Annotated in this window: 23 protein-coding genes, 1 tRNA gene and 2 rRNA genes (1 of these 26 cut by a window edge); 2 read left to right on the top strand and 24 right to left on the bottom strand. The window is 62.3% G+C overall.

Features of this window, described 5'->3' with window-relative positions; all coding sequences use genetic code 11:
• Positions 1–41 precede the first annotated feature (41 nt).
• The 16 genes from hisS to trmJ all read right to left on the bottom strand — a co-directional run bounded on the left by hisS (position 42) and on the right by trmJ (position 13,334).
• Positions 42–1,331 (bottom strand): histidine--tRNA ligase, encoded by a 1,290-nt coding sequence (gene hisS, locus KVG96_RS02595; protein ID WP_085586647.1) that lies wholly within the window; start codon positions 1,329–1,331, stop codon positions 42–44.
• Between the two features lie 22 nt (positions 1,332–1,353).
• Complete coding sequence (gene ispG, locus KVG96_RS02590) at positions 1,354–2,463, bottom strand: flavodoxin-dependent (E)-4-hydroxy-3-methylbut-2-enyl-diphosphate synthase (RefSeq protein ID WP_025109215.1); 1,110 nt, start codon at positions 2,461–2,463, stop codon at positions 1,354–1,356.
• A 3-nt stretch (positions 2,464–2,466) separates the two neighbouring features.
• A complete protein-coding gene (locus KVG96_RS02585) occupies positions 2,467–3,522 on the bottom strand; it encodes a RodZ domain-containing protein (RefSeq protein WP_217890693.1) in 1,056 nt (351 codons plus the stop codon).
• Positions 3,522–4,280, bottom strand: coding sequence for a type IV pilus biogenesis/stability protein PilW (gene pilW / locus KVG96_RS02580; protein WP_217890692.1), 759 nt, complete (start codon positions 4,278–4,280; stop codon positions 3,522–3,524). The genes KVG96_RS02585 and pilW overlap by 1 nt, the downstream gene beginning before the upstream one ends.
• 12 nt (positions 4,281–4,292) lie before the next feature.
• Positions 4,293–5,441 carry a dual-specificity RNA methyltransferase RlmN gene (rlmN, locus tag KVG96_RS02575; protein ID WP_085586644.1) on the bottom strand — a complete coding sequence of 383 codons (1,149 nt, stop codon included), beginning with the start codon at positions 5,439–5,441 and terminating at the stop codon, positions 4,293–4,295.
• A 29-nt stretch (positions 5,442–5,470) separates the two neighbouring features.
• Positions 5,471–5,896, bottom strand: a complete 426-nt coding sequence (gene ndk / locus KVG96_RS02570; RefSeq protein ID WP_003227894.1) for a nucleoside-diphosphate kinase — start codon at positions 5,894–5,896, stop codon at positions 5,471–5,473.
• 88 nt (positions 5,897–5,984) lie between these two features.
• The gene (gene iscX, locus KVG96_RS02565; protein WP_217890691.1) at positions 5,985–6,185 is read right to left on the bottom strand and encodes a Fe-S cluster assembly protein IscX; all 201 of its coding nucleotides are present in this window, start codon (positions 6,183–6,185) and stop codon (positions 5,985–5,987) included.
• A gap of 14 nt (positions 6,186–6,199) precedes the next feature.
• A complete protein-coding gene (gene fdx, locus KVG96_RS02560) occupies positions 6,200–6,541 on the bottom strand; it encodes an ISC system 2Fe-2S type ferredoxin (RefSeq protein WP_085641068.1) in 342 nt (113 codons plus the stop codon).
• Positions 6,541–8,406, bottom strand: a complete 1,866-nt coding sequence (gene hscA, locus KVG96_RS02555) for a Fe-S protein assembly chaperone HscA (RefSeq protein WP_217890690.1) — start codon at positions 8,404–8,406, stop codon at positions 6,541–6,543. Before hscA ends, fdx begins: the two co-directional genes overlap by 1 nt.
• A gap of 51 nt (positions 8,407–8,457) precedes the next feature.
• Positions 8,458–8,979, bottom strand: a complete 522-nt coding sequence (gene hscB, locus KVG96_RS02550) for a co-chaperone HscB (RefSeq protein WP_217890689.1) — start codon at positions 8,977–8,979, stop codon at positions 8,458–8,460.
• A gap of 8 nt (positions 8,980–8,987) precedes the next feature.
• On the bottom strand, positions 8,988–9,311 hold the full coding sequence (gene iscA, locus KVG96_RS02545) for an iron-sulfur cluster assembly protein IscA (RefSeq protein WP_085586639.1): 324 nt from the start codon (positions 9,309–9,311) through the stop codon (positions 8,988–8,990).
• Positions 9,312–9,342: 31 nt separating this feature from the next.
• Entirely contained in the window at positions 9,343–9,729 is a 387-nt protein-coding gene (iscU, locus tag KVG96_RS02540) for a Fe-S cluster assembly scaffold IscU (protein WP_002552476.1), read from the bottom strand.
• 83 nt (positions 9,730–9,812) lie between these two features.
• Positions 9,813–11,027 (bottom strand): IscS subfamily cysteine desulfurase, encoded by a 1,215-nt coding sequence (locus KVG96_RS02535; RefSeq protein WP_217890688.1) that lies wholly within the window; start codon positions 11,025–11,027, stop codon positions 9,813–9,815.
• A 50-nt stretch (positions 11,028–11,077) separates the two neighbouring features.
• Positions 11,078–11,569, bottom strand: a complete 492-nt coding sequence (iscR, locus tag KVG96_RS02530) for a Fe-S cluster assembly transcriptional regulator IscR (protein WP_007956690.1) — start codon at positions 11,567–11,569, stop codon at positions 11,078–11,080.
• A gap of 215 nt (positions 11,570–11,784) precedes the next feature.
• Positions 11,785–12,561, bottom strand: coding sequence for a serine O-acetyltransferase (gene cysE, locus KVG96_RS02525; protein ID WP_085641064.1), 777 nt, complete (start codon positions 12,559–12,561; stop codon positions 11,785–11,787).
• Between the two features lie 2 nt (positions 12,562–12,563).
• Positions 12,564–13,334 (bottom strand): tRNA (cytosine(32)/uridine(32)-2'-O)-methyltransferase TrmJ, encoded by a 771-nt coding sequence (trmJ, locus tag KVG96_RS02520; protein ID WP_085586636.1) that lies wholly within the window; start codon positions 13,332–13,334, stop codon positions 12,564–12,566.
• Between the two features lie 145 nt (positions 13,335–13,479).
• Here trmJ and suhB point away from each other — a divergent pair, with 145 nt between their 5' ends.
• Positions 13,480–14,298 (top strand): type III secretion system regulator SuhB, encoded by an 819-nt coding sequence (gene suhB, locus KVG96_RS02515; RefSeq protein ID WP_217890687.1) that lies wholly within the window; start codon positions 13,480–13,482, stop codon positions 14,296–14,298.
• A gap of 189 nt (positions 14,299–14,487) precedes the next feature.
• Here suhB and KVG96_RS02510 read toward each other — a convergent pair whose 3' ends face one another.
• From KVG96_RS02510 to queA, 6 genes are all read right to left on the bottom strand, one after another.
• Positions 14,488–15,036: a glycine zipper 2TM domain-containing protein gene (locus KVG96_RS02510; RefSeq protein ID WP_085586634.1), complete on the bottom strand. Its 549-nt coding sequence runs from the start codon at positions 15,034–15,036 to the stop codon at positions 14,488–14,490.
• Between the two features lie 120 nt (positions 15,037–15,156).
• Positions 15,157–16,071 (bottom strand): protein translocase subunit SecF, encoded by a 915-nt coding sequence (gene secF / locus KVG96_RS02505; protein WP_217890686.1) that lies wholly within the window; start codon positions 16,069–16,071, stop codon positions 15,157–15,159.
• Positions 16,072–16,080: 9 nt separating this feature from the next.
• Positions 16,081–17,949, bottom strand: coding sequence for a protein translocase subunit SecD (gene secD / locus KVG96_RS02500; RefSeq protein ID WP_085586632.1), 1,869 nt, complete (start codon positions 17,947–17,949; stop codon positions 16,081–16,083).
• A gap of 63 nt (positions 17,950–18,012) precedes the next feature.
• Positions 18,013–18,348: a preprotein translocase subunit YajC gene (gene yajC, locus KVG96_RS02495; protein ID WP_085586631.1), complete on the bottom strand. Its 336-nt coding sequence runs from the start codon at positions 18,346–18,348 to the stop codon at positions 18,013–18,015.
• Positions 18,349–18,393: 45 nt separating this feature from the next.
• A complete protein-coding gene (gene tgt, locus KVG96_RS02490) occupies positions 18,394–19,509 on the bottom strand; it encodes a tRNA guanosine(34) transglycosylase Tgt (RefSeq protein ID WP_217892428.1) in 1,116 nt (371 codons plus the stop codon).
• 14 nt (positions 19,510–19,523) lie between these two features.
• A complete protein-coding gene (queA, locus tag KVG96_RS02485; RefSeq protein ID WP_217890685.1) occupies positions 19,524–20,573 on the bottom strand; it encodes a tRNA preQ1(34) S-adenosylmethionine ribosyltransferase-isomerase QueA in 1,050 nt (349 codons plus the stop codon).
• 108 nt (positions 20,574–20,681) lie between these two features.
• Between queA and KVG96_RS02480 the strand changes: the two genes are divergently transcribed.
• Positions 20,682–20,766 (top strand) — tRNA-Leu (locus KVG96_RS02480).
• Positions 20,767–21,339: 573 nt separating this feature from the next.
• Here KVG96_RS02480 and rrf read toward each other — a convergent pair.
• Positions 21,340–21,455, bottom strand: a 5S ribosomal RNA gene (gene rrf, locus KVG96_RS02475).
• A gap of 146 nt (positions 21,456–21,601) precedes the next feature.
• Positions 21,602–23,305, bottom strand: a 23S ribosomal RNA gene (locus tag KVG96_RS02470) (it continues 1,187 nt past the right edge of the window).

The following is a 23,305-nucleotide window of genomic DNA, read 5'->3' as shown; positions in this document are numbered from 1 at the left end:
CCCAATACTCCTTTGATCGCTAATTCGGCTGTTTGACAGCTTCAACCCTGCACGACGCAGGTGGCCAGGTGCGCAGCGAGCGCATCCCAGCCGATGTTTTGTTGTTCGCCCTGGCCACGCAGGGGTTTGACGCCGACCGTGCGCTGGGCCATTTCGTCGTCGCCGAGGATCAGCGCGAACAGCGCACCGCTCTTGTCGGCTTTCTTGAACTGGCTCTTGAAGCTGCCGGCGCCGGCGTTGACCTGCAGGCGCAGGTTCGGCAGCGCGTCACGCACGCGCTCGGCCAAGGCCAGCCCGGCCAGTTCGGCCTCTTCGCCGAAGGCGCAGAGGTAGACGTCCACCTGCCGGGAGATCTCTTCCGGGATCTGCTCCAGGGTTTCCAGCAGCAGCACAAGACGCTCGATGCCCATGGCGAAACCGACGCCTGCGGTCGGCTTGCCGCCCATCTGCTCGACCAGGCCGTCGTAACGGCCGCCCGCGCACACGGTGCCCTGGGCGCCCAGCTTGTCGGTGACCCACTCGAACACGGTCTTGCTGTAGTAGTCGAGGCCGCGGACCAGCTTCGGATTGAGCACGTACGGAATGCCGACGGCATCCAGACGGGCCTTCAGGCCTTCGAAGTGCGCGCGGGACTCGTCGTCCAGGTAGTCCGCCATCTTCGGCGCACCGACCAGCACGGCCTGGGTGTCGGCGTTCTTGGTGTCGAGCACGCGCAGCGGGTTGGTCTTGAGGCGGCGCTGGCTGTCTTCGTCCAGTTTGTCGTGGTGCGCCGAGAGGTACTCGACCAGCGCATCGCGGTAACGGGCGCGGGACTCGCTGGTGCCCAGGCTGTTGAGTTCAAGCTTGACCGCATCGCGGATGCCCAGCTCGCCCCACAGGCGCCAGGTCAGCACGATCAGTTCGGCGTCGATGTCCGGGCCGTCCAGGTTGAACACTTCCAGGCCGATCTGGTGGAACTGGCGGTAACGGCCTTTCTGCGGACGCTCGTGACGGAACATCGGGCCGATGTACCACAGCTTCTGCACCTGGCCGCCCCCGGTGATGCCGTGCTCCAGCACAGCGCGCACGCAGGCGGCGGTGCCTTCCGGACGCAGGGTCAGGGAGTCGCCGTTACGGTCCTCGAAGGTGTACATCTCTTTTTCGACGATGTCGGTCACTTCGCCGATCGAGCGCTTGAACAGCTCGGTGAACTCGACGATCGGCATGCGGATCTGGCGGTAGCCGTAGTTGTCCAGCAGACGCGAAACGGTGCCTTCGAAATAGCGCCATACCGGTGTCTGCTCGGGCAGGATGTCGTTCATGCCACGGATGGCTTGCAGAGACTTGCTCACAAAGATTCCTTAATTCGTTCGATCAGCCGCGCGCGATGACCGCAGCGTCGGCTTCGACCTTTTCGGCCGCCTTCTCGCGGATCAGCTTTTCCAGCTCGTCCACCAGATTGTCGTTCGTCAGTTTCTGCGACGGCTTGCCGTCGATGTAAATCAGGTTCGGCGTGCCGCCGGTCAAGCCGATATGGGCTTCCTTGGCTTCGCCTGGGCCGTTGACCACGCAGCCGATCACCGCGACATCCAGCGGCACCAGCAGGTCTTCGAGGCGCCCTTCCAGCTCGTTCATGGTCTTGACCACGTCGAAGTTCTGGCGAGAGCAGCTCGGGCAGGCGATGAAGTTGATGCCTCGGGAACGCAAATGCAAGGACTTGAGGATGTCGTAGCCGACTTTCACTTCCTCGACCGGGTCGGCCGCCAGCGAGATGCGGATGGTGTCACCGATCCCTTCGGCGAGCAGCATACCGAGGCCCACGGCGGATTTCACCGTGCCCGAGCGCAATCCGCCGGCTTCGGTGATGCCCAGGTGCAGCGGCTGGACGATTTCCTTGGCCAGCAGGCGGTACGCTTCGACGGCCATGAACACGTCGGAGGCTTTTACGCTGACCTTGAAGTCCTGGAAGTTCAGGCGTTCGAGGTGCTCGACGTGACGCAGGGCCGACTCGACCAGCGCGGCCGGTGTCGGCTCGCCGTATTTCTTCTGCAGGTCCTTTTCCAGGGAACCGGCGTTCACGCCGATGCGGATCGGGATGCCGCGGTCGCGGGCGGCGTCGACCACCGCACGCACGCGGTCTTCGCGGCCGATGTTGCCCGGGTTGATCCGCAGGCAGTCAACACCCAGCTCAGCCACGCGCAGCGCGATCTTGTAGTCGAAGTGGATGTCGGCGACCAGCGGAACCTTGACCAGTTGCTTGATCTTGCCGAACGCCTCGGCGGCGTCCATGTCCGGCACCGACACGCGCACGATGTCGACGCCGGCGGCTTCCAGACGGTTGATCTGGGCGACGGTGGCGGCGACGTCATTGGTGTCGCTGTTGGTCATGCTCTGCACTGCGATGGGCGCATCGCCGCCCACCGGCACGTTGCCGACCCAGATCTTGCGCGATACGCGCCGTTTGATTGGAGATTCGCCGTGCATGACTTATTGACCCAACTTCAGGCGAGCGGTCTCGCCACTGGTGAACGGAGCCACATCGACCGCCTGGCCGTTGTAGCTGACCTGAGCGCCGCGGGCATAGCCCAGGCGCACCGCGAACGGAGGCTTGCCGGCGACCGACAGGCTGTCGCCCTTGCGCTTCAGCCCGCTGAACAGCACCTTGCCGCTGCCGTCGGTGACTTGCGTCCAGCAATCGGCGGTGAACTGCACTTGTACCTGGCCCTGGCCCTGGCCGGCGACCGGCGCGGCTGGCGCCGTCACCGGCGCAGGCGCCTGGACGACCGGAGCCGCCGGGGCGACAACGGCTGGCGCGGGGGCGGCCGGAGCAACAGGGGCAGGCGCGGCGACGACCGGCGCCGGCGTGTGAACCGGGGCGGCAGGCGTTGCAGTCGGAGCAGGAGCCGCTGGCGCAGTCTGCGCAGCGGCCGCTTCGGTGCCGGTCGCTTCCGCGGCGGTTTCAGTGGAGGTTTCGCCCTGCGGCAGCGCCAGCGGGGCGGAAGCCTCGGCCTGGCCCTCTTCGACAGCCTGGTCTTCCGGCTCGTCCAGCGGGTGGATCTGGGTGGTGCCGTCGGCGCCTTCGACTTCGACGTGCTCCGGAGCCAGGCCGATCAGGTCCTTGGTGCGCAGCGAGGTCTGATCCTGCCACCAGACGAAACCGCCGCCGATGACCGCGATCAGCAGCAACAGGCTGACGATGCGCAAGATGGTGTGGGAAACCCGCACCGGCTCCTCGATCCGTCCCAGGCTGTGCACGTTGCTGCCCTGGGAGTCGGTGCCGGTGGACTGGTCGAACTGCTGGACCAGGACAGCCTGATCCATGCCGAGCAATTTGGCGTAGGCGCGAATGTAGCCGCGAGCGAAGGTATGCCCCGGCAGTTTGTCGAACGCGCCGGCTTCGAGGTTGCTCAGGGAAGTCACGGTGAGGTTGAGCTTGAGGGCCACTTCGGCCAGCGACCAGCCATTGCTTTCGCGGGCCTGGCGCAAGGTCTCACCGGGGTTAACGCGAGTCGCTGCTACAACTTCGGGATGCGCCGCTTTCATCATTGCTCCGACAGGTATTGCTGATATTCCGGCGTACCGGGATAGAGTCGTTTTAGTTGCAGGCCGTAACTGGCGGCCTTGTCGCGATCTTCAAACACTTTCGCCAGCCGCACGCCGAGCAACAGGCTGCGTGCGTTCTGCTCGGACAACTGGCTGTAACGGTCGTAATAGTCTCGCGCGGGCACATAATGCCTGTCTTCGAAGGACAACTCAGCCATTTCCAGCAACGCCCGCGGCTGTTGGCGGTTCAGGCGCAGCGCCTTTTCCAGCTGTTGCTGCGCCAGGTCGCGCTGGCCGAGCTTCGCCGCGGTCATGCCGAGGTTCTCGAAGACCCGGGAACGCTCAGGATACAGGGTATCGGCGGCCGCCTGTTCAAATCGCTCGTAGGCGTCCTTGTAACGCTGCTGCTCGTAGAGAAAACTGCCGTAGTTGTTGAGGATCCGGGCATCGGCGGGACGGGAGGACAGCGCCTTGCGAAAGTGCTCGTCGGCCAGCTGAGGCTCCAGCTCGGCCTGGAACACCAGCGCCAGGGCGGCGTTGGCGTCGGCATCCGAGCCGTCCAGCTCCAGGGCCTTCTTGAGCGGCACCTTGGCCCGTTCGGTCATACCCTGTTGCAAATAACCCAGTCCCAACTGCACGTAGGCAGCCCGCGCCTCGTCGCGGCCCTTGCTGGTCTTCATCGGGTTGTAGTCGCCCGACAGGACACAGCCAGCACAGAGGCTGGCCAACAGCAACAGCAGCGCGAAGCGCAGGGACATAGAGATCCTCTCTTAGTGAGTGTTCGCGGCGTTCTGCGCCAGATCGCCGTCGGCGCTCAATTCGCGCACCGCGATGTAGCGTTCGCTGCGACGGGTGCGATCCAGCACCTGTCCTACCAATTGACCGCAGGCGGCGTCGATGTCCTCACCACGGGTGGTGCGCACGGTGACGTTGAAGCCTGCGTGGTGAAGCTGATCCTGGAACCGGCGGATGGCGTTGTTGCTCGGCCGCTCGTACCCGGAATGCGGGAACGGGTTGAACGGGATCAGGTTGATCTTGCAGGGGATGTCCTTGAGCAGCTCGATCATCTCGACCGCATGCTCGAGCTTGTCGTTGACGTCCTTGAGCAAGGTGTACTCGATGGTCAGCACACGCTTCTCGCCCAGGGCGGACATGTAGCGCACGCACGAGTCGAGCAGCATCTTGAGCGGGTACTTCTTGTTGATCGGCACCAACTGGTTGCGCAATGCGTCGTTCGGTGCGTGCAGGGACAACGCCAGGGACACGTCGATGTGCTTGGCCAGCTCATCGATCATCGGCACCACACCCGACGTGGACAGGGTCACGCGGCGCTTGGAGATCCCGTAGCCCAGGTCATCCATCATCAGATGCATGGCGGCCACGACGTTGTCGAAGTTCAGCAGCGGTTCGCCCATGCCCATCATCACCACGTTGGTGATGGCGCGGTCGATGGTGGCCGGAACGCTGCCGAAGGATTTGTTCGCGATCCACACCTGGCCGATGACTTCGGCGGCGGTGAGGTTGCTGTTGAAGCCTTGCTTGCCGGTGGAGCAGAAACTGCAGTCCAGGGCACAGCCTGCCTGGGACGAAACGCAGAGGGTGCCGCGCTTGCCCTGGGGAATGTACACGGTCTCGACACAGCTGCCGGACGCCACGCGCACCACCCACTTGCGGGTGCCGTCGCTGGAGATGTCCTCGCTGACCACTTCGGGACCACGAATTTCGGCAACGGCCTTGAGCTTCTCGCGCAAGGCCTTGCCGACGTTCGTCATGGCGTCGAAATCATCCACGCCAAAGTGGTGAATCCATTTCATAACCTGACCGGCACGGAAACGCTTCTCCCCGATTGAGTCGAAGAATTTTTCCATTTCCGGCTGGGTCAGACCCAGCAGGTTGGTTTTAGCAGTCGATGTCGTCATGGATTCACCTTCACTCTTTAAGCCAATGCTTAGCGAGTGGTTACTTCGGTAGCTGCGAAGAAGTACGAGATTTCGCGAGCGGCAGCGGCTTCGGAGTCCGAACCGTGAACGGCGTTGGCGTCGATCGATTCAGCGAAGTCAGCGCGGATGGTGCCGGCAGCAGCTTCTTTAGGGTTGGTGGCGCCCATCAGCTCACGGTTGCGAGCGATGGCGTTTTCGCCTTCCAGAACCTGAACGACCACTGGACCGGAGATCATGAAAGCAACCAGGTCACCGAAGAAACCGCGCTCTTTGTGCTCAGCGTAGAAACCTTCGGCTTCGGCTTTGGACAGTTGCTTCATTTTCGAAGCAACCACTTTCAGGCCAGCCTTTTCGAAACGGGTAACGATTTCGCCGGCAGCGCCTTTTGCAACGGCGTCAGGCTTGATGATGGAGAAAGTACGTTGAACAGCCATGGTGTAACTCCAGAAACGGTAATTTGCGAAAAATTAAACCCGCGAATTATACGCGGGTTCTTGGGTATTGCCTAACCTGCGAGGACGATCAGTCTAACTCGTCGGCCCAGAGCGTCTGAACCGCTTCCAACACCTTCTCGCCCACACGGCCCGAGTCGTTGTCGAAATCCGGCAGCGCCATGATCCATTTTTGCAGGTCGACGAAATTGACAGAGTACGGATCGACGCCCGGATGGGCCTCGGCCAGCTCTTCTGCAATGCGTTGAACATCATTCCAGCCGTAGCTCATGACAGTCTTACCAGTCAGTGCGGCGCTTCGGCCGCATGGTTAAGCGAATATTTCGGGATTTCGACGGTCAGGTCTTCCTCGCCGACAATGGCCTGGCAGGCCAGGCGCGATTGGGCTTCCAGGCCCCAGGCACGGTCGAGGAAGTCCTCTTCCAGTTCGTCGGCCTCTTCCAGCGAATCGAAACCTTCGCGGATGATGCAGTGACAGGTGGTGCAGGCGCAAACGCCGCCGCAGGCGCTTTCCATCTCGATGTGGTGCTCGTGGGCCAGTTCGAGAATGGACGTGCCGGGCTCGGCCTCGACCACCATGCCGTCAGGGCAGAACTTCTCGTGTGGCAGAAAAATGACCTGCGGCATCAGTTATCCTCGATTTCATTCAGGTTGCGCCCCGCCAGCGCGGCTTTCACCGTCGAATCCAGGCGGCGGGCGGCAAAGGCGTCGGTCACTTGCGACAGACGCTTGGTCTGCTGCTCGATGGCGAAGCCATCGGTGCCCTTCATCAGTTCGGTCAGTTCCTGCACCTGCAGGTCGATGACCATGCGTTCTTCGGCGTCCAGCAGACGCTCGCCGTCGGCGTCCAGGGCAGCCTGCACTGCCTCGACCAGGCGCTGGGCGTCGACCTGATGCTCGCGCAGGACACGGGCGACCTTGTCGTCGTTGGCGTGCTGGAACGAGTCCTTGAGCATCTTGGCGATTTCGCCGTCGGTCAGGCCGTAGGACGGCTTGACCTGGATGCTGGCCTCGACGCCCGAGCCCAGTTCACGGGCGGAGACGCTGAGCAGACCGTCGGCATCGACCTGGAAGGTCACGCGGATCTTCGCCGCGCCGGCCACCATCGCCGGAATCCCGCGCAGCTCGAAGCGCGCCAGGGAGCGGCAGTCGCTGATCAGCTCGCGCTCGCCCTGCAGCACATGGATCGCCATGGCCGACTGGCCGTCTTTGTAGGTGGTGAAATCCTGGGCGCGGGCGACCGGGATGGTGGTGTTGCGCGGAATCACCTTCTCCATCAGCCCGCCCATGGTTTCCAGCCCCAGGGACAGCGGAATCACGTCGAGCAGCAGCAGTTCGCCGCCGTCACGCTTGTTGCCGGCCAGGGTGTCGGCCTGGATCGCGGCCCCGATGGCCACCACTTGATCCGGGTCGATGGAGGTCAGCGGCTGACGGCCGAAGGCCTCGGCGACGGCTTCGCGCACACGCGGCACACGGGTCGAACCGCCGACCATGACCACGGCGTGAACGTCTTCCAGCTCAATGCCGGAATCACGCACGGCACGGCGGCAAGCCTTGAGGCTGCGCGCGACCATCGGCTCGATCAGCGCGTCGAACGCTTCGCGGGTCAGTTGCGCCTTCCAGTCGCCATGAACCACCTCAACCGCAGCGGCATCGGTCAGCGCTTCCTTGGCCGCGCAAGCGGTCTGCAGCAGATTGCGTTGCGCACCCGGATCGAGGTCGGCGGACAGGCCGGCGCCCTCGATGATCCAGCCGGCGATGGCATGGTCGAAGTCATCGCCGCCCAGGGCGCTGTCGCCGCCGGTGGCCAGCACTTCGAAGACACCGCCGGTCAGGCGCAGGATGGAAATGTCAAAGGTGCCGCCGCCCAGGTCGTAGATCGCGACCAGGCCTTCGGCATGCTGATCCAGGCCATAGGCCACAGCGGCGGCGGTCGGCTCGTTGAGCAGGCGCAGCACGTTCAGACCGGCGAGCTTCGCCGCGTCCTTGGTGGCCTGGCGCTGTGCATCATCGAAATAGGCCGGCACCGTGATCACCGCACCGACCAGCTCGCCGCCCAGCGTCGCTTCGGCGCGCTGGCGCAGCACCTTCAGGATGTCGGCGGAGACTTCGACCGGGCTCTTCGGCCCCTGAACCGTGTCGATGAACGGCATGTGCGACTCGCCGCCGACGAAGCGGTACGGCAGTTGCTCGCCCAGCTGCTTGACGTCGGACAGGCCACGCCCCATCAGGCGCTTGACCGACAGCACGGTGTTCAGAGGGTCTGCGGATGCGGCCAGCTTGGCCGACTCGCCGACCTCGACGCGGTCGGCGTGATACCGCACGGCGGACGGCAGGATCACCTGCCCTTGGGCGTCGGCCAGCGGATCGGAAAGACCACTGCGCAACGCAGCGACCAGCGAATTGGTAGTGCCCAAGTCGATCCCCACAGCCAGACGGCGCTGGTGCGGTTGAGGACTTTGGCCGGGTTCGGCGATCTGCAGTAGGGCCATCGTGATCAGGACTTATCTGTATATCAGGCGTGCGACCGGAGCGGCACTGGGTTAATCGTCGAGGCGCTCTTCTAGCTGGCGCACTTCGTAGGAGAGCTTGTCGAGGAACTGCATGCGCCGCATCAGGCGTTCGGCCTGCTCGCGTTGCGCCGCGTCGTTCCAACAGGCTGCGAAGCTTTCGTTCAATCGGTCCTGGGCGGCCTTCAGCCGGCGCTTGAAGGCGGCGACACCGTCCAGGTCGGCGTTGTCCTGCAGGTCTTCGAGCTCCTCGCGCAGCTCCATCTGCTGCAGCAGGAACTCCGGATCGTGCACCGTCACCTCCAGCGGCAGCTCGCGCCCGCTCATGGTGAGCAGGTAACGCGCGCGTTGCGGGGGGCTCTTGAGGGTCTGGTACGCCTCGTTGAGCCGGGCGGACTGCTCCAGCGCCAGCCGCTGCTCGCGCTCGGAGGCGTCGGCGAAGCGGTCTGGGTGAACGCCGCGCGCCAGCTCGCGGTAGCGCGAGGCCAACTGCTCGAGATCCAGGCGAAAATCCGGTTGCAGGTCAAACAAGGCGAAATGACAAGGAATACCCACGAGCGGCCTCAGACGTTGAAGCTTTCGCCGCAGCCACACTCACCGCGCACGTTGGGGTTGTTGAACTTGAAGCCTTCGTTCAACCCTTCCTTGACGAAATCGAGTTCGGTGCCGTCCAGGTACGCCAGGCTCTTGGGATCGATGATCACCTTTTCGCCATGGCTTTCGAACACCTGGTCGTCTTCGCCCAGGGCATCGACGAATTCCAGCACATACGCCAGCCCCGAGCAGCCCGTGGTGCGGACGCCCAAGCGGATCCCTTCGCCCTTGCCGCGACCGTCCAGGGAACGGCGCACGTGCTTGGCGGCGGCTTCTGTCATGCTGATGGCCATCGAGACTCCTTACATCTTGCGATGTGTGCTGTTAGAGCAAACCTTTCTTCTGCTTGTAGTCGCGCACGGCCGCCTTGATGGCGTCCTCGGCGAGCACGGAGCAGTGGATCTTCACCGGCGGCAGGGCCAGTTCTTCAGCCAGCTGGGTGTTCTTGATGGTTTCGGCTTCGTCCAGGGTCTTGCCCTTCATCCACTCGGTGGCCAGGGAGCTGGAAGCGATCGCCGAACCGCAGCCGTAGGTCTTGAACTTGGCGTCTTCGATCACGCCCTGCTCGTTGACCTTGATCTGCAGGCGCATCACGTCGCCGCACGCCGGGGCGCCGACCATGCCGGTGCCGACATCCGGGTCTTCGGCGTTCATCTTGCCGACGTTGCGCGGGTTTTCGTAGTGGTCGATGACCTTTTCGCTGTAAGCCATGATGCTTAATCCTCACTCATCAGAGAGTCGCTCTTTGGGCCCTGCCGCCTCTGGCCGCAGGGCTGGTTCGCGGCGACTTGAAATCAGTGTGCCGCCCACTCGATCTTCGAAATGTCGACACCGTCTTTGTACATGTCCCACAGCGGCGACAGGGCGCGCAGCTTGGTGACGGCCTCGCAGACTTTCTGCGCGGCGTAGTCGATCTCTTCTTCGGTGGTGAAGCGGCCGAAGGTGAAGCGGATCGAGCTGTGCGCCAGTTCGTCGTTGCGGCCCAGGGCGCGCAGCACGTACGAAGGCTCCAGCGACGCCGAGGTGCAGGCCGAACCGGACGATACCGCCAGGTCCTTGAGCGCCATGATCAGCGACTCGCCTTCGACGTAGTTGAAGCTCAGGTTCAGGTTGTGCGGAACGCGGGCGGTCAGGCTGCCGTTGACGTACAGCTCCTCCAGGTGCTCGACCTGCTTGTAGAAGCGGTCGCTCAGGGCCTTGATCCGCACGTTCTCGGCGGCCATGTCTTCCTTGGCCACGCGGAAGGCTTCGCCCATGCCGACGATCTGGTGGGTCGCCAGGGTGCCGGAGCGCATGCCGCGCTCGTGGCCGCCACCGTGCATGGTCGCTTCGATGCGCACGCGCGGCTTGCGGCTGACGTAGAGCGCGCCAATGCCTTTAGGGCCGTAGGTCTTGTGGGCGGAGAACGACATCATGTCGACTTTCAGCTTCTGCAGGTCGATCTCGACCTTGCCGGTGGACTGAGCGGCGTCGACGTGGAACAGGATGCCTTTGGAACGGGTCAGCTCGCCGATGGCGGCGATGTCGTTGACGGTGCCGATTTCGTTGTTCACGTGCATCACCGACACCAGGATGGTGTCTTCGCGCAGGGCGGCTTCGACCATTTCCGGGGTGACCAGACCGTCTTCACGAGGCTCGATGTAGGTCACTTCGAAACCTTCGCGCTCCAGTTGGCGCATGGTGTCGAGGACGGCCTTGTGTTCGATCTTGGTGGTGATCAGGTGCTTGCCCTTGGAGGCGTAGAAATGTGCCGCACCCTTGATTGCCAGGTTGTCGGACTCGGTCGCGCCGGAGGTCCAGACGATTTCGCGCGGGTCGGCGTTGACCAGGTCGGCCACCTGACGACGGGCGTTCTCCACGGCTTCCTCGGCCTTCCAGCCGAACACGTGGGAGCGGGATGCCGGGTTACCGAAGTTCCCGTCGACCAGCAGGCATTCACTCATCTTTTGCGCAACGCGCGGATCGACCGGGGTGGTCGCAGAGTAATCAAGGTAAATCGGCAATTTCATGGACTATCTCCTAAATCAGGCTGGCTGGCGTACCGCTGGCTCTCTGGCTGTCATTCGACGGCGGACGCTTCAATCTTGTCCAGGCGCGGCGCCTTGCCATTGCAACGACGCTGATCCTGGCGCTGGGCCACTTCCTGCACCTCACGGCGAGTTACGAGGTCGGCCAAGCTGATACCGCTGAGAAATTCGTGGATCTGCAGGCTGAGGTCGCACCACAGGTGATGGGTCAGGCAGGTGTCGCCGGAATGGCAATCGCCCTGGCCCTGGCATTTGGTCGCATCGACCGATTCGTTGACCGCATCGATCACCTGAGCGACCTGGATGCCCTGCATGTCGCGGGACAGCTGGTAACCGCCGCCCGGACCGCGGACGCTGGACACCAGGTTGCTGCGGCGCAGCTTGGCGAACAGCTGTTCGAGATAGGACAGGGAAATGCCTTGGCGCTCGGAGATATCGGCCAGGGACACGGGCCCGTGCTGCGCGTGCAACGCCAGGTCGAGCATGGCGGTCACGGCGTATCGGCCTTTTGTAGTCAGTCGCATGGACAATTACCACGGAGTTCGGAATGGGCGGGAGTATGCAATTCCCGAGCATTTAAGTCAACTATAAGACCTAGTGCTTTAGTCGGGTTTACCCGCAAAGAGCGCGCGCATGATAGCAGGGTCTGCGGCTTAATGGCACACCGGCCAGCGCTGCGCCATTGCCTGATCGCGACACCCGAGGGGCGGCACCGTTCGCGCCTCCCCTCGTGCAGGCCTCAACCCGCCGTGGTGTCTTCCTTGCCCTTGACGCAAGCGAAGTCCTCTTCGCGCAGCTCAGGCAGATCTTTCGCACAGTAATTGCTGCCCAGATCCTTCAGCGCGCCGCACATCCCCTCCAGTCGCCCGTCCACCGCCTGCAGGTGATCGAGCAACTGACCGATGGCCCGAGCCACCGGATCCGGCATGTCGCCGCTGACGCCGTAGGCATCGAAGCCGATCTTCTCGGCCATCGCCTTGCGCTTGGCGTCCTGCTCGTCATCGGACTTGACGATGATCCGCCCCGGAATGCCCACCACGGTCGCACCCGGCGGCACTTCCTTGGTGACCACCGCATTGGAGCCGACCTTGGCGCCGGCACCCACGGTGAACGGCCCGAGCACTTTCGCGCCGGCCCCGACCACCACGCCGTCACCCAGCGTCGGGTGACGCTTGCCCTTGTTCCAACTGGTGCCGCCGAGGGTCACGCCCTGGTACAGGGTCACGTCGTCGCCGATCTCAGCCGTTTCCCCGATCACGATGCCCATGCCGTGGTCGATGAAGAAGCGGCGCCCGACCTTCGCCCCCGGATGGATCTCGATCCCGGTCAACCAGCGGCCGAAGTTCGACACCAGCCGCGCCAGCCATTTCAGCTCTGCACGCCACAGCATCGCCGACAGCCGATGGATCCAGATCGCGTGCATGCCGGGGTAGCAGGTCAGAACCTCAAAAGCGTTACGCGCCGCCGGGTCTCGGTGGAATACGCTCTGGATATCTTCACGCAAACGCTCGAACATCATCATTCCTTCCGTTTAAGGAGCTCGCCACGGGCCGCTTTCTGGGTTTCCGTGAGGATGCCACGCAAAATATTCATTTCCGCCCGGCTGACCGAGCTGCGTCCGTACAACCGGCGCAGGCGTGCCATCAAGTGCCGCGGCTTTTCAGGATCGAGGAACTCGATGGCCACCAGGGTCTGTTCCAGGTGCTCGTAGAACCGCTCCAGTTCGTCCATGGTCGCCAGCTCATTGCTTTTGACGGAGGCCACTTCTTCCTTTTCGAACTTGCTCGGCTGGCCTTGCGCCGCCAGCCAGGCCATGCGCACTTCATAGCTCAGCACCTGCACCGCCGCCCCGAGGTTCAGCGAGCTGAATTCAGGATCGGAGGGGATGTGCACGTGGTAGTGACATCGCTGCAGCTCTTCGTTGGTCAGTCCGGAATCCTCGCGCCCGAACACCAGGGCGATTTCCGCGCCCTGCCCGGCCTCCTCGACCACTTTGGCGCCGCATTCGCGGGGATCGAGCAGCGGCCACGGGATCCGCCGGTCACGGGCGCTGGTGCCCAGCACCAGGTTGCAGCCGACCAAGGCGTCTTCCAAGGTGGCGACGACTTGCGCGTTTTCAAGGATGTCGCCGGCACCGGATGCGCGGGCATCGGCTTCGTGGTGCGGAAACACCCGGGGCTCCACCAGCACCAGCCGCGAAAGCCCCATGTTCTTCATGGCGCGCGCGGTCCCGCCGATGTTGCCCGGATGGCTGGTGTTGACCAGGACGACACGAATGTTTTGCAGCACGGCGCAGGCTCTCGGACTCGGGAAAGGGGTGCAAATCTTACAGAACAGCCTACCGTTAAGCCATGAATGCGAACAGCGACCTTCACCTGAAGAAAACTTCTGATAGAATGCGCGGCTTTCTTTAACAACCTTAGGTGACACATCCATGCAGCCCATGCTGAATATCGCGCTGCGCGCCGCCCGCAGCGCCAGTGAACTGATCTTCCGCTCCATCGAGCGCCTGGATAGCATCAAGGTCGACGAAAAAGACGCCAAGGACTACGTGTCCGAGGTGGATCGCGCCGCCGAACAGAAAATCATCGACGCCCTGCGCAAGGCTTACCCGAATCACTCGATCATGGGTGAAGAGACCGGCATGCACGCAGGCTCCGGCATCGAAGGCGAAGAGTACCTGTGGATCATCGATCCGCTGGACGGCACCACCAACTTCCTGCGCGGCATCCCTCACTTCGCGGTCAGCATCGCCTGCAAATACCGCGGCCGTCTGGAACACGCCGTTGTCCTGGATCCGGTCCGTCAGGAAGAGTTCACCGCCAGCCGTGGCCGTGGCGCCCAACTGAACGGCCGTCGCCTGCGCGTCAGCGGCCGCACCAGCCTGGACGGCGCCCTGCTGGGCACCGGCTTCCCGTTCCGTGACGACCAGATGGACAACCTGGACAACTACCTGGGCATGTTCCGCGCCCTGGTGGGCCAGACCGCCGGCATCCGCCGCGCAGGTTCGGCGAGCCTGGACCTGGCCTACGTGGCCGCCGGCCGTTTCGACGCGTTCTGGGAATCGGGCCTGTCCGAGTGGGACATGGCAGCCGGCGCCCTGCTGATTCAGGAAGCGGGCGGCCTGGTGAGCGACTTCACCGGCGGTCACGACTTCCTGGAGAAAGGCCACGTCGTCGCCGGCAACACCAAATGCTTCAAGGCCGTGCTGACGGCCATCCAGCCGCACCTGCCGGCTTCGATGAAGCGTTAAGCGCTACGCAATACGAGAAAAGCACCCCTCGGGGTGCTTTTTTTATGCCTGTGATTGACCCGCTTTCGGCAGCCACCACAATCCATGTGGGAGCCAGCCTGCTGGCGATGGAGTCAGCCAAGACCCCCAAGTCGTACGCCGAACGATAGGCACAAAAAAGCACCCCGCAGGGTGCTTTTTCATGCTTGATCACTGTCCGGGCTGGGCCTGGGATAGGATCAGCTTGCCTTCCTTGTCCACCGGAATCTGGTTGCCCGGATCCCGATCCATCCGCACTTTGCCTTCCTTGCCATCCAGCGAATAGCGAACGTCGTAGCCGACGACCTTGTCGCTGATGTCATTCACGGTGTTGCAGCGCGTCTGCGTCGTGGTGTAGGTGTCACGCTCCTGCATGCCCTCCTGCACCTTGTTGCCGGCGTAACCGCCGCCGACCGCACCGGCCACCGTGGCGATCTTCTTGCCGGTGCCGCCGCCGATCTGGTTGCCCAAAAGGCCGCCGGCCAACGCACCGACCACCGTACCGGCGATCTGATGCTGATCCTTCACCGGCGCCTGACGGGTCACGGTGACGTCCTTGCACACTTCACGTGGAGTCTTGATCTGCGTCTTGACCGGCTCGACAGCCAGCACTTGCGCGTACTCAGGGCCGCTTTTCACCAGGCTGTAGGTAGCAACAGCACCCCCGGCGGTCACACCGACAGCACCCAATACCGCACCAACCAGCAACGACTTGTTCACATGAACCTCCTGACCATCACATGCGGGGCGTGCCCGCGCTTCTCCCAGCCTTGGAGCATGAAAAAAGGCGCGAGTTCAACTCGCGCCTTTTTCGGGTGACTCTGCCGGGAGAGGATGGCCTCAAGGACGGTCGTCGATTTCCTTGTCGGTGTTGGCCGGCGGGATCAGGTCCTCGCTGGTCAGGTTCAGCCAGATCAGCACCACGTTGGCGATGTAGATCGACGAGTAGGTACCCGCCAAAACACCGATGAACAGGGCGATGGAGAAGCCGAACAGGTTGTCGCCGCCGAAGAACAGCAGCGCCGCGATCGCCAGCAACGTCGAGATCGAGGTCGCCATGGTGCGCAGCAGGGTCTGGGTGGTCGAGATGTTGATGTTCTCGATCAGGCTGGCCTTGCGCAGCACACGGAAGTTCTCGCGGACCCGGTCGAACACGACGATGGTGTCGTTGAGCGAGTAGCCGATGATCGCCAGCACCGCCGCCAGCACCGTCAGGTCGAAGGTGATCTGGAAGAACGACAGGATGCCGATCGTCACGATCACGTCGTGGATCAGCGAAACAATGGCGCCCACCGCGAATTTCCACTGAAAGCGGAAAGCCAGGTAGAGCAAGATGCCGCCGAGCGCCAGCAGCATGCCCAGGCCGCCCTGGTCACGCAGTTCCTCGCCCACCTGCGGGCCCACGAACTCGACGCGCTTGACGGTCGCCGGGTTCTCGCCGCCGACCTTCTGCAGTGCCTCGGCCACCTGATGGCCCAGTTGCGGGTCTTCGCCCGGCATGCGCACCAGCAGGTCGGTGGTCGCGCCGAAGTTCTGCACGACCGCCTCGTGGTAACCGGCCGTCGCCAGTTGCTCACGCACCTTGGTGACATCGGCCGGACGCTCGTAGGTCAGCTCGATGAGCGTACCGCCGGTGAAGTCCAGGCCCCAGTTCATGCCCTTGTGGAACACGCTGAACAAGGCCAGTGCCGTCAGGAACAGAGTGACGCCGAACGCGAAGTTGCGAACGCCCATGAAGTTGATAGTACGTAACATGGCAGCCCCTTAAATCCACAACTTCTTGAAGTCACGACCGCCGAAGATCAGGTTGACCATCGCGCGGGTCACCATGATGGCCGTGAACATCGAGGTAAAGATCCCGAGGGACATGGTCACCGCGAAGCCCTTCACCGGGCCGGTGCCCATGGCGAAGAGGATGCCGCCGACCAGCAGGGTGGTCAGGTTGGCGTCGAGGATCGCGGTGAACGCCCGGCCGAAGCCTTCGTTGATGGCGCGCTGCACGGTCATGCCGGCGGCGATCTCTTCGCGGATCCGCGAGAAGATCAGCACGTTGGCGTCGACCGCCATGCCCATGGTCAGCACGATGCCGGCGATGCCCGGCAGGGTCAGCGTGGCGCCCAGCAGCGACATCAGCGCCAGCAGCATCACCATGTTCACGGCCAGCGCGACCGTGGCGATCAGGCCGAAGAAGCGGTAGATGGCGATGATGAACAGCGAGACGAACAGCATGCCCCACAGCGAAGCGTCGATGCCTTTGGTGATGTTGTCGGCACCCAGGCTCGGGCCGATGGTGCGTTCTTCAGCGAAGTACATCGGCGCCGCCAGGCCGCCGGCGCGCAGCAGCAGCGCCAGTTCGGACGACTCGCCCTGGCCGTTCAGGCCGGTGATGCGGAACTGCGCACCCAGCGGCGACTGGATGGTCGCCAGGCTGATGATCTTCTTCTCTTCCTTGAACGACTGCACCGCCACGTCTTTCTCGACGCCGTCGACCACCTGCTTGGTGTAGGTGGTGACCGGACGCTGTTCGATGAAGATCACCGCCATGCTGCGGCCGACGTTGCTGCGGGTCGCGCGGCTCATCAGTTCGCCGCCGTGACCGTCCAGGCGGATGTTCACTTCAGGCGTGCCGTGCTCGCCGAAACCGGCCTTGGCGTCGGTGACCTGGTCACCGGTGATGATCAGGCTGCGCTCGATCTGCGCCGGAGGACGCTTGCCCTCGCGGAACTCGAAGGTCTCGGAAGTGGCCTTGGAGGCACCCGGCTCGGCGGCCAGGCGGAACTCGAGGTTGGCCGTCTTGCCCAGGATCCGCTTGGCTTCGGCGGTGTCCTGCACGCCCGGCAGCTCAACCACGATGCGGTTGGCGCCCTGACGCTGGACGATCGGCTCGGCGACACCCAGTTCGTTGACGCGGTTGCGCACCGTGGTCAGGTTCTGCTTGATGGAGTATTCGCGGATTTCCACCAGCTTGGCCGGGGTCATCGCCAGACGCAGCACCGGCTGGCCGTTGAGGTCGGCCGGAACAATGTCGAAATCGTTGAAGCTCTTGCGGATCAGCGCACGGGCTTGTTCGCGGGACGCATCGTCGCTGAAGCCCAGCTGGATGGCGCCGCCCAGTTGCGGCAGGCTGCGGTAGCGCAGCTTCTCTTTGCGCAGCAGGCTCTTGACTTCGCCTTCGTAGATCTTCAGGCGCGCGTCGATGGCCTTGTCCATGTCCACTTCCAGCAGGAAGTGCACACCGCCGGACAGGTCGAGACCCAGCTTCATCGGGTGCGCGGCCAGGTTGCGCAGCCACTGCGGCGTGGTCTGGGCCAGGTTCAGCGCGACGACGTAGTCGTCACCCAATGCCTTGCGCACGACGTCCTTGGCCGGCAGTTGGTCTTCAGCCTTGGTCAGGCGGATCAGGCCGCCCTTGCCGTTGGCAGACAGGCTCGCGGCCTTGACGGCGATCCCGGATTCCTTGAGCGCAGTACCCGCACGGTCCAGGTCGGCCTGGTTGACCTGCAGGGCCGTGCTGGCGCCGCTGATCTGGATGGCCGGATCATCGGGGTACAGATTGGGAGCGGAATAAATCAGACCGATCGCCAGCACCGCCAGGATCAGAATGTATTTCCACAGAGGATATTTGTTCAGCATCACGCCGCCCGCTATGACGCGGGGCGCCTTGCGCGCCCCGTCGATTGAGTGGAAGTTGAAACTTTAGATCGCCTTGAGCGTGCCTTTTGGCAGCGTGGCGGCGATCGCGCCCTTCTGGAACTTCATTTCCACGGTGTCGGACACTTCCAGCACCACGAAGTCATCGGCCACTTTGGTGATCTTGCCGGCGATGCCGCCGGTGGTGACCACTTCGTCGCCCTTCTGCAGGCTGCTCAGCAGGTTTTTCTGCTCTTTGGCGCGTTTGGCCTGCGGACGCCAGATCATCAGGTAGAAGATGACCAGGAAACCGACCAGGAAAATCCACTCGAAGCCGCCGCCGACAGGCGCAGCAGCCGGTGCAGCCGCGTCGGCCATGGCGTTAGAGATAAAAAAGCTCATTTAGCACTCCAGTTGCAAAAATGTTGAATCTTGGGGTCAGGAAACTCAGTCCAAAGGCGGTACGGGAAGCCCGCGCTTGGCATAGAAGGCCTCGACGAAGGCGGCCAATGTACCCTGTTGAATAGCCTCGCGCAAACCAGCCATCAGCACCTGATAATGGCGCAAATTGTGGATGGTATTGAGCATGCTGCCGAGCATTTCGCCGCATTTGTCCAAGTGGTGCAGATAAGCGCGGGAGAAGTTCTGGCAGGTGTAGCAATCGCAGGTCGGATCCAGCGGCGAATCATCATGGCGATGGAACGCGTTACGGATCTTCAGCACACCGGTGTCGATGAACAGATGCCCGTTGCGGGCATTGCGGGTCGGCATCACGCAATCGAACATGTCCACCCCGCGGCGCACACCCTCAACCAGATCTTCCGGTTTGCCAACGCCCATAAGGTAACGAGGTTTGTCAGCAGGCATCTGGCCCGGCAGGTAGTCCAGCACCTTGATCATTTCGTGCTTGGGCTCGCCCACCGACAGACCGCCGATGGCCAGGCCGTCGAAGCCGATCTTGTCCAGGCCTTCGAGCGAGCGCATGCGCAGGTCCTGGTGCATGCCGCCCTGGACGATGCCGAACAGCGCCGCCGTGTTGTCGCCGTGGGCGTTCTTCGAACGCTGGGCCCAGCGCAGGGACAGCTCCATGGACACCCGCGCGACGTCTTCGTCGGCCGGGTACGGGGTGCATTCGTCGAAGATCATCACGATGTCGGAGCCCAGGTCGCGCTGGACCTGCATCGACTCTTCCGGCCCCATGAACACCTTGGCGCCGTCGACCGGAGAGGCGAAGGTCACGCCCTCCTCCTTGATTTTGCGCATGGCGCCGAGGCTGAACACCTGGAAGCCGCCGGAGTCGGTCAGGATCGGGCCTTTCCACTGCATGAAGTCGTGCAGGTCGCCGTGCTTCTTGATCACTTCCATGCCCGGACGCAGCCACAGGTGGAAGGTGTTGCCCAGGATGATCTCTGCGCCGATCGCCTCGATGTCCCGCGGCAGCATGCCCTTGACGGTGCCGTAGGTGCCCACCGGCATGAACGCCGGGGTCTCGACGGTGCCGCGCGGGAAGGTCAGGCGGCCACGGCGGGCCTTGCCGTCGGTGGCGAGCAGCTCGAACGACATGCGACAGGTGCGACTCATACTGTTTCCTCTGGGCCGCGTGGAGCGGGGTTGCGGGTGATGAACATCGCATCACCGTAGCTGAAAAAGCGGTAACCGTTGTCGACCGCAGCCTTGTAGGCCGCCATGGTCTCCGGATAACCGGCGAACGCCGAAACCAGCATCAACAGCGTGGATTCGGGCAAATGGAAGTTGGTGACCAGGGCGTCGACCACATGGAACGGCCGGCCCGGGTAAATGAAGATGTCGGTGTCGCCGCTGAACGGTTTGAGCACGCCGTCGCGAGCCGCGCTCTCCAGCGAACGCACGCTGGTGGTGCCCACCGCGATCACCCGCCCGCCCCGCGCCCGGCAGGCGGCGACGGCATCGACCACGTCCTCGCCGACTTCCAGCCATTCGCTGTGCATGTGGTGGTCTTCGATCTTCTCGACCCGCACCGGCTGGAACGTGCCAGCGCCGACGTGCAGCGTGACGAACGCGGTCTCGACGCCCTTGGCGGCGATGGCCTCCATCAGGGTCTGGTCGAAATGCAGGCCGGCGGTCGGCGCCGCCACCGCGCCAAGGCGCTCGGCGTACACGGTCTGGTAGCGCTCGCGGTCGGCGCCTTCGTCAGGGCGGTCAATATAAGGAGGCAACGGCATGTGCCCGACGCGGTCGAGCAGCGGCAGCACCTCTTCGGCGAAACCCAGCTCGAACAGCGCGTCGTGACGGGCCAGCATCTCGGCCTCGCCGCCGCCCTCGATGAGGATCTTCGAACCCGGCTTGGGCGACTTGCTGGAGCGCACATGGGCCAGCACGCGGTGCGTGTCGAGCACCCGTTCGATGAGGATCTCCAGCTTGCCGCCGGACGCCTTCTGCCCGAACAACCGCGCCGGAATCACCCGGGTATTGTTGAACACCATCAGATCGCCAGGGCGCAAATGCTCAAGCAAATCAGTGAATTGACGGTGTGCCAGGGCACCGCTGACCCCGTCCAGGGTCAACAGCCGGCTACCGCGTCGCTCGGCCAACGGATGGCGGGCGATCAGCGAATCAGGAAGCTCGAAGGTAAAGTCAGCAACACGCATGATGGGGTTCGTCTGGCAGGGCCGGAAAGTCTAGCGGAATTATCAAAAATTGACCATGAAACGTGATTGACCAACGGTAGGCGCGTCTCTATACTTCGCCGCCATTGAGCCCTGATGGCGGAATTGGTAGACGCGGCGGATTCAAAATCCGTTTTCGAAAGGAGTGGGAGTTCGAGTCTCCCTCGGGGCACCATCTGCAGCACATAGACGACTACCATCGTCTAGGTAACATCTCTAGAGCCCGCTAACAGCGGGCTTTTTTGTTTTTGGGGTTTATCTCCTACCCTTCCCTCACCGATCGCGATTCTGATCAGGCCGCGCCAATGCATTGGGCGCAGCCACTGCCCGTTTCCGGATAGTGGCGAGCAATGTCCCGCCATCAATTAATGGCAAGAAACTCGTTATCGCCACTGCGGCATGATCAATTGCGCGACTCCTGCTCGGCCTGGATCGCGCTTAGCGGCCATCAAGCCCAGGCAAGGCATTTTGGAGTGCAGCGTGCCAATGCCGCCTCCAGGGCAGCCAGAACGCGGTACAGCCCCTCTCTGCGGGCACCACAGCCACGTGCTGCCGCCATTGCACACTTGACGCGAACAACCCGTATGCGTTTGCGAGGGGCCATCCTGGACAGTCCTACACCCTCCTCTGCACGGCAATCCTCAGCCATGCCCCTGTGAGTGCCCCCAGCAGGAAACTCGACGCACGAACTTTCCTGCGGGCAAAACAAAACCCCAACCGCTTTCGCAGTTGGGGTTCCGGAATTTAATCTTGACGATGACCTACTCTCACATGGGGAAACCCCACACTACCATCGGCGATGCATCGTTTCACTTCTGAGTTCGGGATGGGATCAGGTGGTTCCAACGCTCTATGGTCGTCAAGAAATTCTGTGTGCCGGTCCGCGCCCTGGGGGCCCGTGCCGACGAATGGGTATGTGACAGCTTTGTGCGTTTGGCGAACTTTCGGTTCTTTCGTCTCCACACACCGCAATCTGGCCCTTCCGGGTTCGCAAATTGCTTGGGTGTTATATGGTCAAGCCTCACGGGCAATTAGTATCGGTTAGCTCAACGCCTCACAGCGCTTACACACCCGACCTATCAACGTCGTAGTCTTCGACGGCCCTTCAGGGAACTCAAGGTTCCAGTGAGATCTCATCTTGAGGCAAGTTTCCCGCTTAGATGCTTTCAGCGGTTATCTTTTCCGAACATAGCTACCCGGCAATGCCACTGGCGTGACAACCGGAACACCAGAGGTTCGTCCACTCCGGTCCTCTCGTACTAGGAGCAGCCCCTCTCAAATCTCAAACGTCCACGGCAGATAGGGACCGAACTGTCTCACGACGTTCTAAACCCAGCTCGCGTACCACTTTAAATGGCGAACAGCCATACCCTTGGGACCGGCTTCAGCCCCAGGATGTGATGAGCCGACATCGAGGTGCCAAACACCGCCGTCGATATGAACTCTTGGGCGGTATCAGCCTGTTATCCCCGGAGTACCTTTTATCCGTTGAGCGATGGCCCTTCCATACAGAACCACCGGATCACTAAGACCTACTTTCGTACCTGCTCGACGTGTCTGTCTCGCAGTCAAGCGCGCTTTTGCCTTTATACTCTGCGACCGATTTCCGACCGGTCTGAGCGCACCTTCGTACTCCTCCGTTACTCTTTAGGAGGAGACCGCCCCAGTCAAACTACCCACCATACACTGTCCTCGATCCGGATGACGGACCTGAGTTAGAACCTCAAAGTTGCCAGGGTGGTATTTCAAGGATGGCTCCACGCAGACTGGCGTCCACGCTTCAAAGCCTCCCACCTATCCTACACAAGCAAATTCAAAGTCCAGTGCAAAGCTATAGTAAAGGTTCACGGGGTCTTTCCGTCTAGCCGCGGATACACTGCATCTTCACAGCGATTTCAATTTCACTGAGTCTCGGGTGGAGACAGCGCCGCCATCGTTACGCCATTCGTGCAGGTCGGAACTTACCCGACAAGGAATTTCGCTACCTTAGGACCGTTATAGTTACGGCCGCCGTTTACCGGGGCTTCGATCAAGAGCTTCGCGTTAGCTAACCCCATCAATTAACCTTCCGGCACCGGGCAGGCGTCACACCCTATACGTCCACTTTCGTGTTTGCAGAGTGCTGTGTTTTTAATAAACAGTCGCAGCGGCCTGGTATCTTCGACCGGCGTGGGCTTACGCAGCAAGTGCTTCACCCTCACCGGCGCACCTTCTCCCGAAGTTACGGTGCCATTTTGCCTAGTTCCTTCACCCGAGTTCTCTCAAGCGCCTTGGTATTCTCTACCCAACCACCTGTGTCGGTTTGGGGTACGGTTCCCGGTTATCTGAAGCTTAGAAGCTTTTCTTGGAAGCATGGCATCAACCACTTCGTCGCCTAACGGCAACTCGTCATCAGCTCTCGGCCTTGGAACCCCGGATTTACCTAAGATTCCAGCCTACCACCTTAAACTTGGACAACCAACGCCAAGCTGGCCTAGCCTTCTCCGTCCCTCCATCGCAATAACCGGAAGTACAGGAATATTAACCTGTTTTCCATCGACTACGCTTTTCAGCCTCGCCTTAGGGACCGACTAACCCTGCGTCGATTAACGTTGCGCAGGAAACCTTGGTCTTTCGGCGTGCGAGTTTTTCACTCGCATTGTCGTTACTCATGTCAGCATTCGCACTTCTGATACCTCCAGCAAGCTTCTCAACTCACCTTCACAGGCTTACAG

This window comes from Pseudomonas ekonensis, assembly GCF_019145435.1.
GTDB lineage: Bacteria > Pseudomonadota > Gammaproteobacteria > Pseudomonadales > Pseudomonadaceae > Aquipseudomonas > Aquipseudomonas ekonensis.
Note: the sequence above shows the minus strand (reverse complement) of the source record. Positions and strands in the feature narration are given on the sequence as shown.

Coding starts and splice junctions, on each gene's coding strand:
- iscR (WP_007956690.1), bottom strand. CDS start 11,569: ATGCGACTGACTACAAAAGGCCGATACGCCGTGACCGCCATGCTCGAC.
- iscA (WP_085586639.1), bottom strand. CDS start 9,311: ATGGCCATCAGCATGACAGAAGCCGCCGCCAAGCACGTGCGCCGTTCC.
- rlmN (WP_085586644.1), bottom strand. CDS start 5,441: ATGACGACATCGACTGCTAAAACCAACCTGCTGGGTCTGACCCAGCCG.
- KVG96_RS02535 (WP_217890688.1), bottom strand. CDS start 11,027: ATGAAATTGCCGATTTACCTTGATTACTCTGCGACCACCCCGGTCGAT.
- cysE (WP_085641064.1), bottom strand. CDS start 12,561: ATGTTCGAGCGTTTGCGTGAAGATATCCAGAGCGTATTCCACCGAGAC.
- KVG96_RS02585 (WP_217890693.1), bottom strand. CDS start 3,522: ATGAAAGCGGCGCATCCCGAAGTTGTAGCAGCGACTCGCGTTAACCCC.
- ispG (WP_025109215.1), bottom strand. CDS start 2,463: ATGCACGGCGAATCTCCAATCAAACGGCGCGTATCGCGCAAGATCTGG.
- yajC (WP_085586631.1), bottom strand. CDS start 18,348: ATGAGCTTTTTTATCTCTAACGCCATGGCCGACGCGGCTGCACCGGCT.
- fdx (WP_085641068.1), bottom strand. CDS start 6,541: ATGCCGCAGGTCATTTTTCTGCCACACGAGAAGTTCTGCCCTGACGGC.
- pilW (WP_217890692.1), bottom strand. CDS start 4,280: ATGTCCCTGCGCTTCGCGCTGCTGTTGCTGTTGGCCAGCCTCTGTGCT.
- iscU (WP_002552476.1), bottom strand. CDS start 9,729: ATGGCTTACAGCGAAAAGGTCATCGACCACTACGAAAACCCGCGCAAC.
- hscA (WP_217890690.1), bottom strand. CDS start 8,406: ATGGCCCTACTGCAGATCGCCGAACCCGGCCAAAGTCCTCAACCGCAC.
- ndk (WP_003227894.1), bottom strand. CDS start 5,896: ATGGCTGTTCAACGTACTTTCTCCATCATCAAGCCTGACGCCGTTGCA.
- tgt (WP_217892428.1), bottom strand. CDS start 19,509: ATGTCGTTCGAGCTGCTCGCCACCGACGGCAAGGCCCGCCGTGGCCGC.
- suhB (WP_217890687.1), top strand. CDS start 13,480: ATGCAGCCCATGCTGAATATCGCGCTGCGCGCCGCCCGCAGCGCCAGT.
- queA (WP_217890685.1), bottom strand. CDS start 20,573: ATGCGTGTTGCTGACTTTACCTTCGAGCTTCCTGATTCGCTGATCGCC.
- iscX (WP_217890691.1), bottom strand. CDS start 6,185: ATGAGCTACGGCTGGAATGATGTTCAACGCATTGCAGAAGAGCTGGCC.
- secF (WP_217890686.1), bottom strand. CDS start 16,071: ATGTTACGTACTATCAACTTCATGGGCGTTCGCAACTTCGCGTTCGGC.
- secD (WP_085586632.1), bottom strand. CDS start 17,949: ATGCTGAACAAATATCCTCTGTGGAAATACATTCTGATCCTGGCGGTG.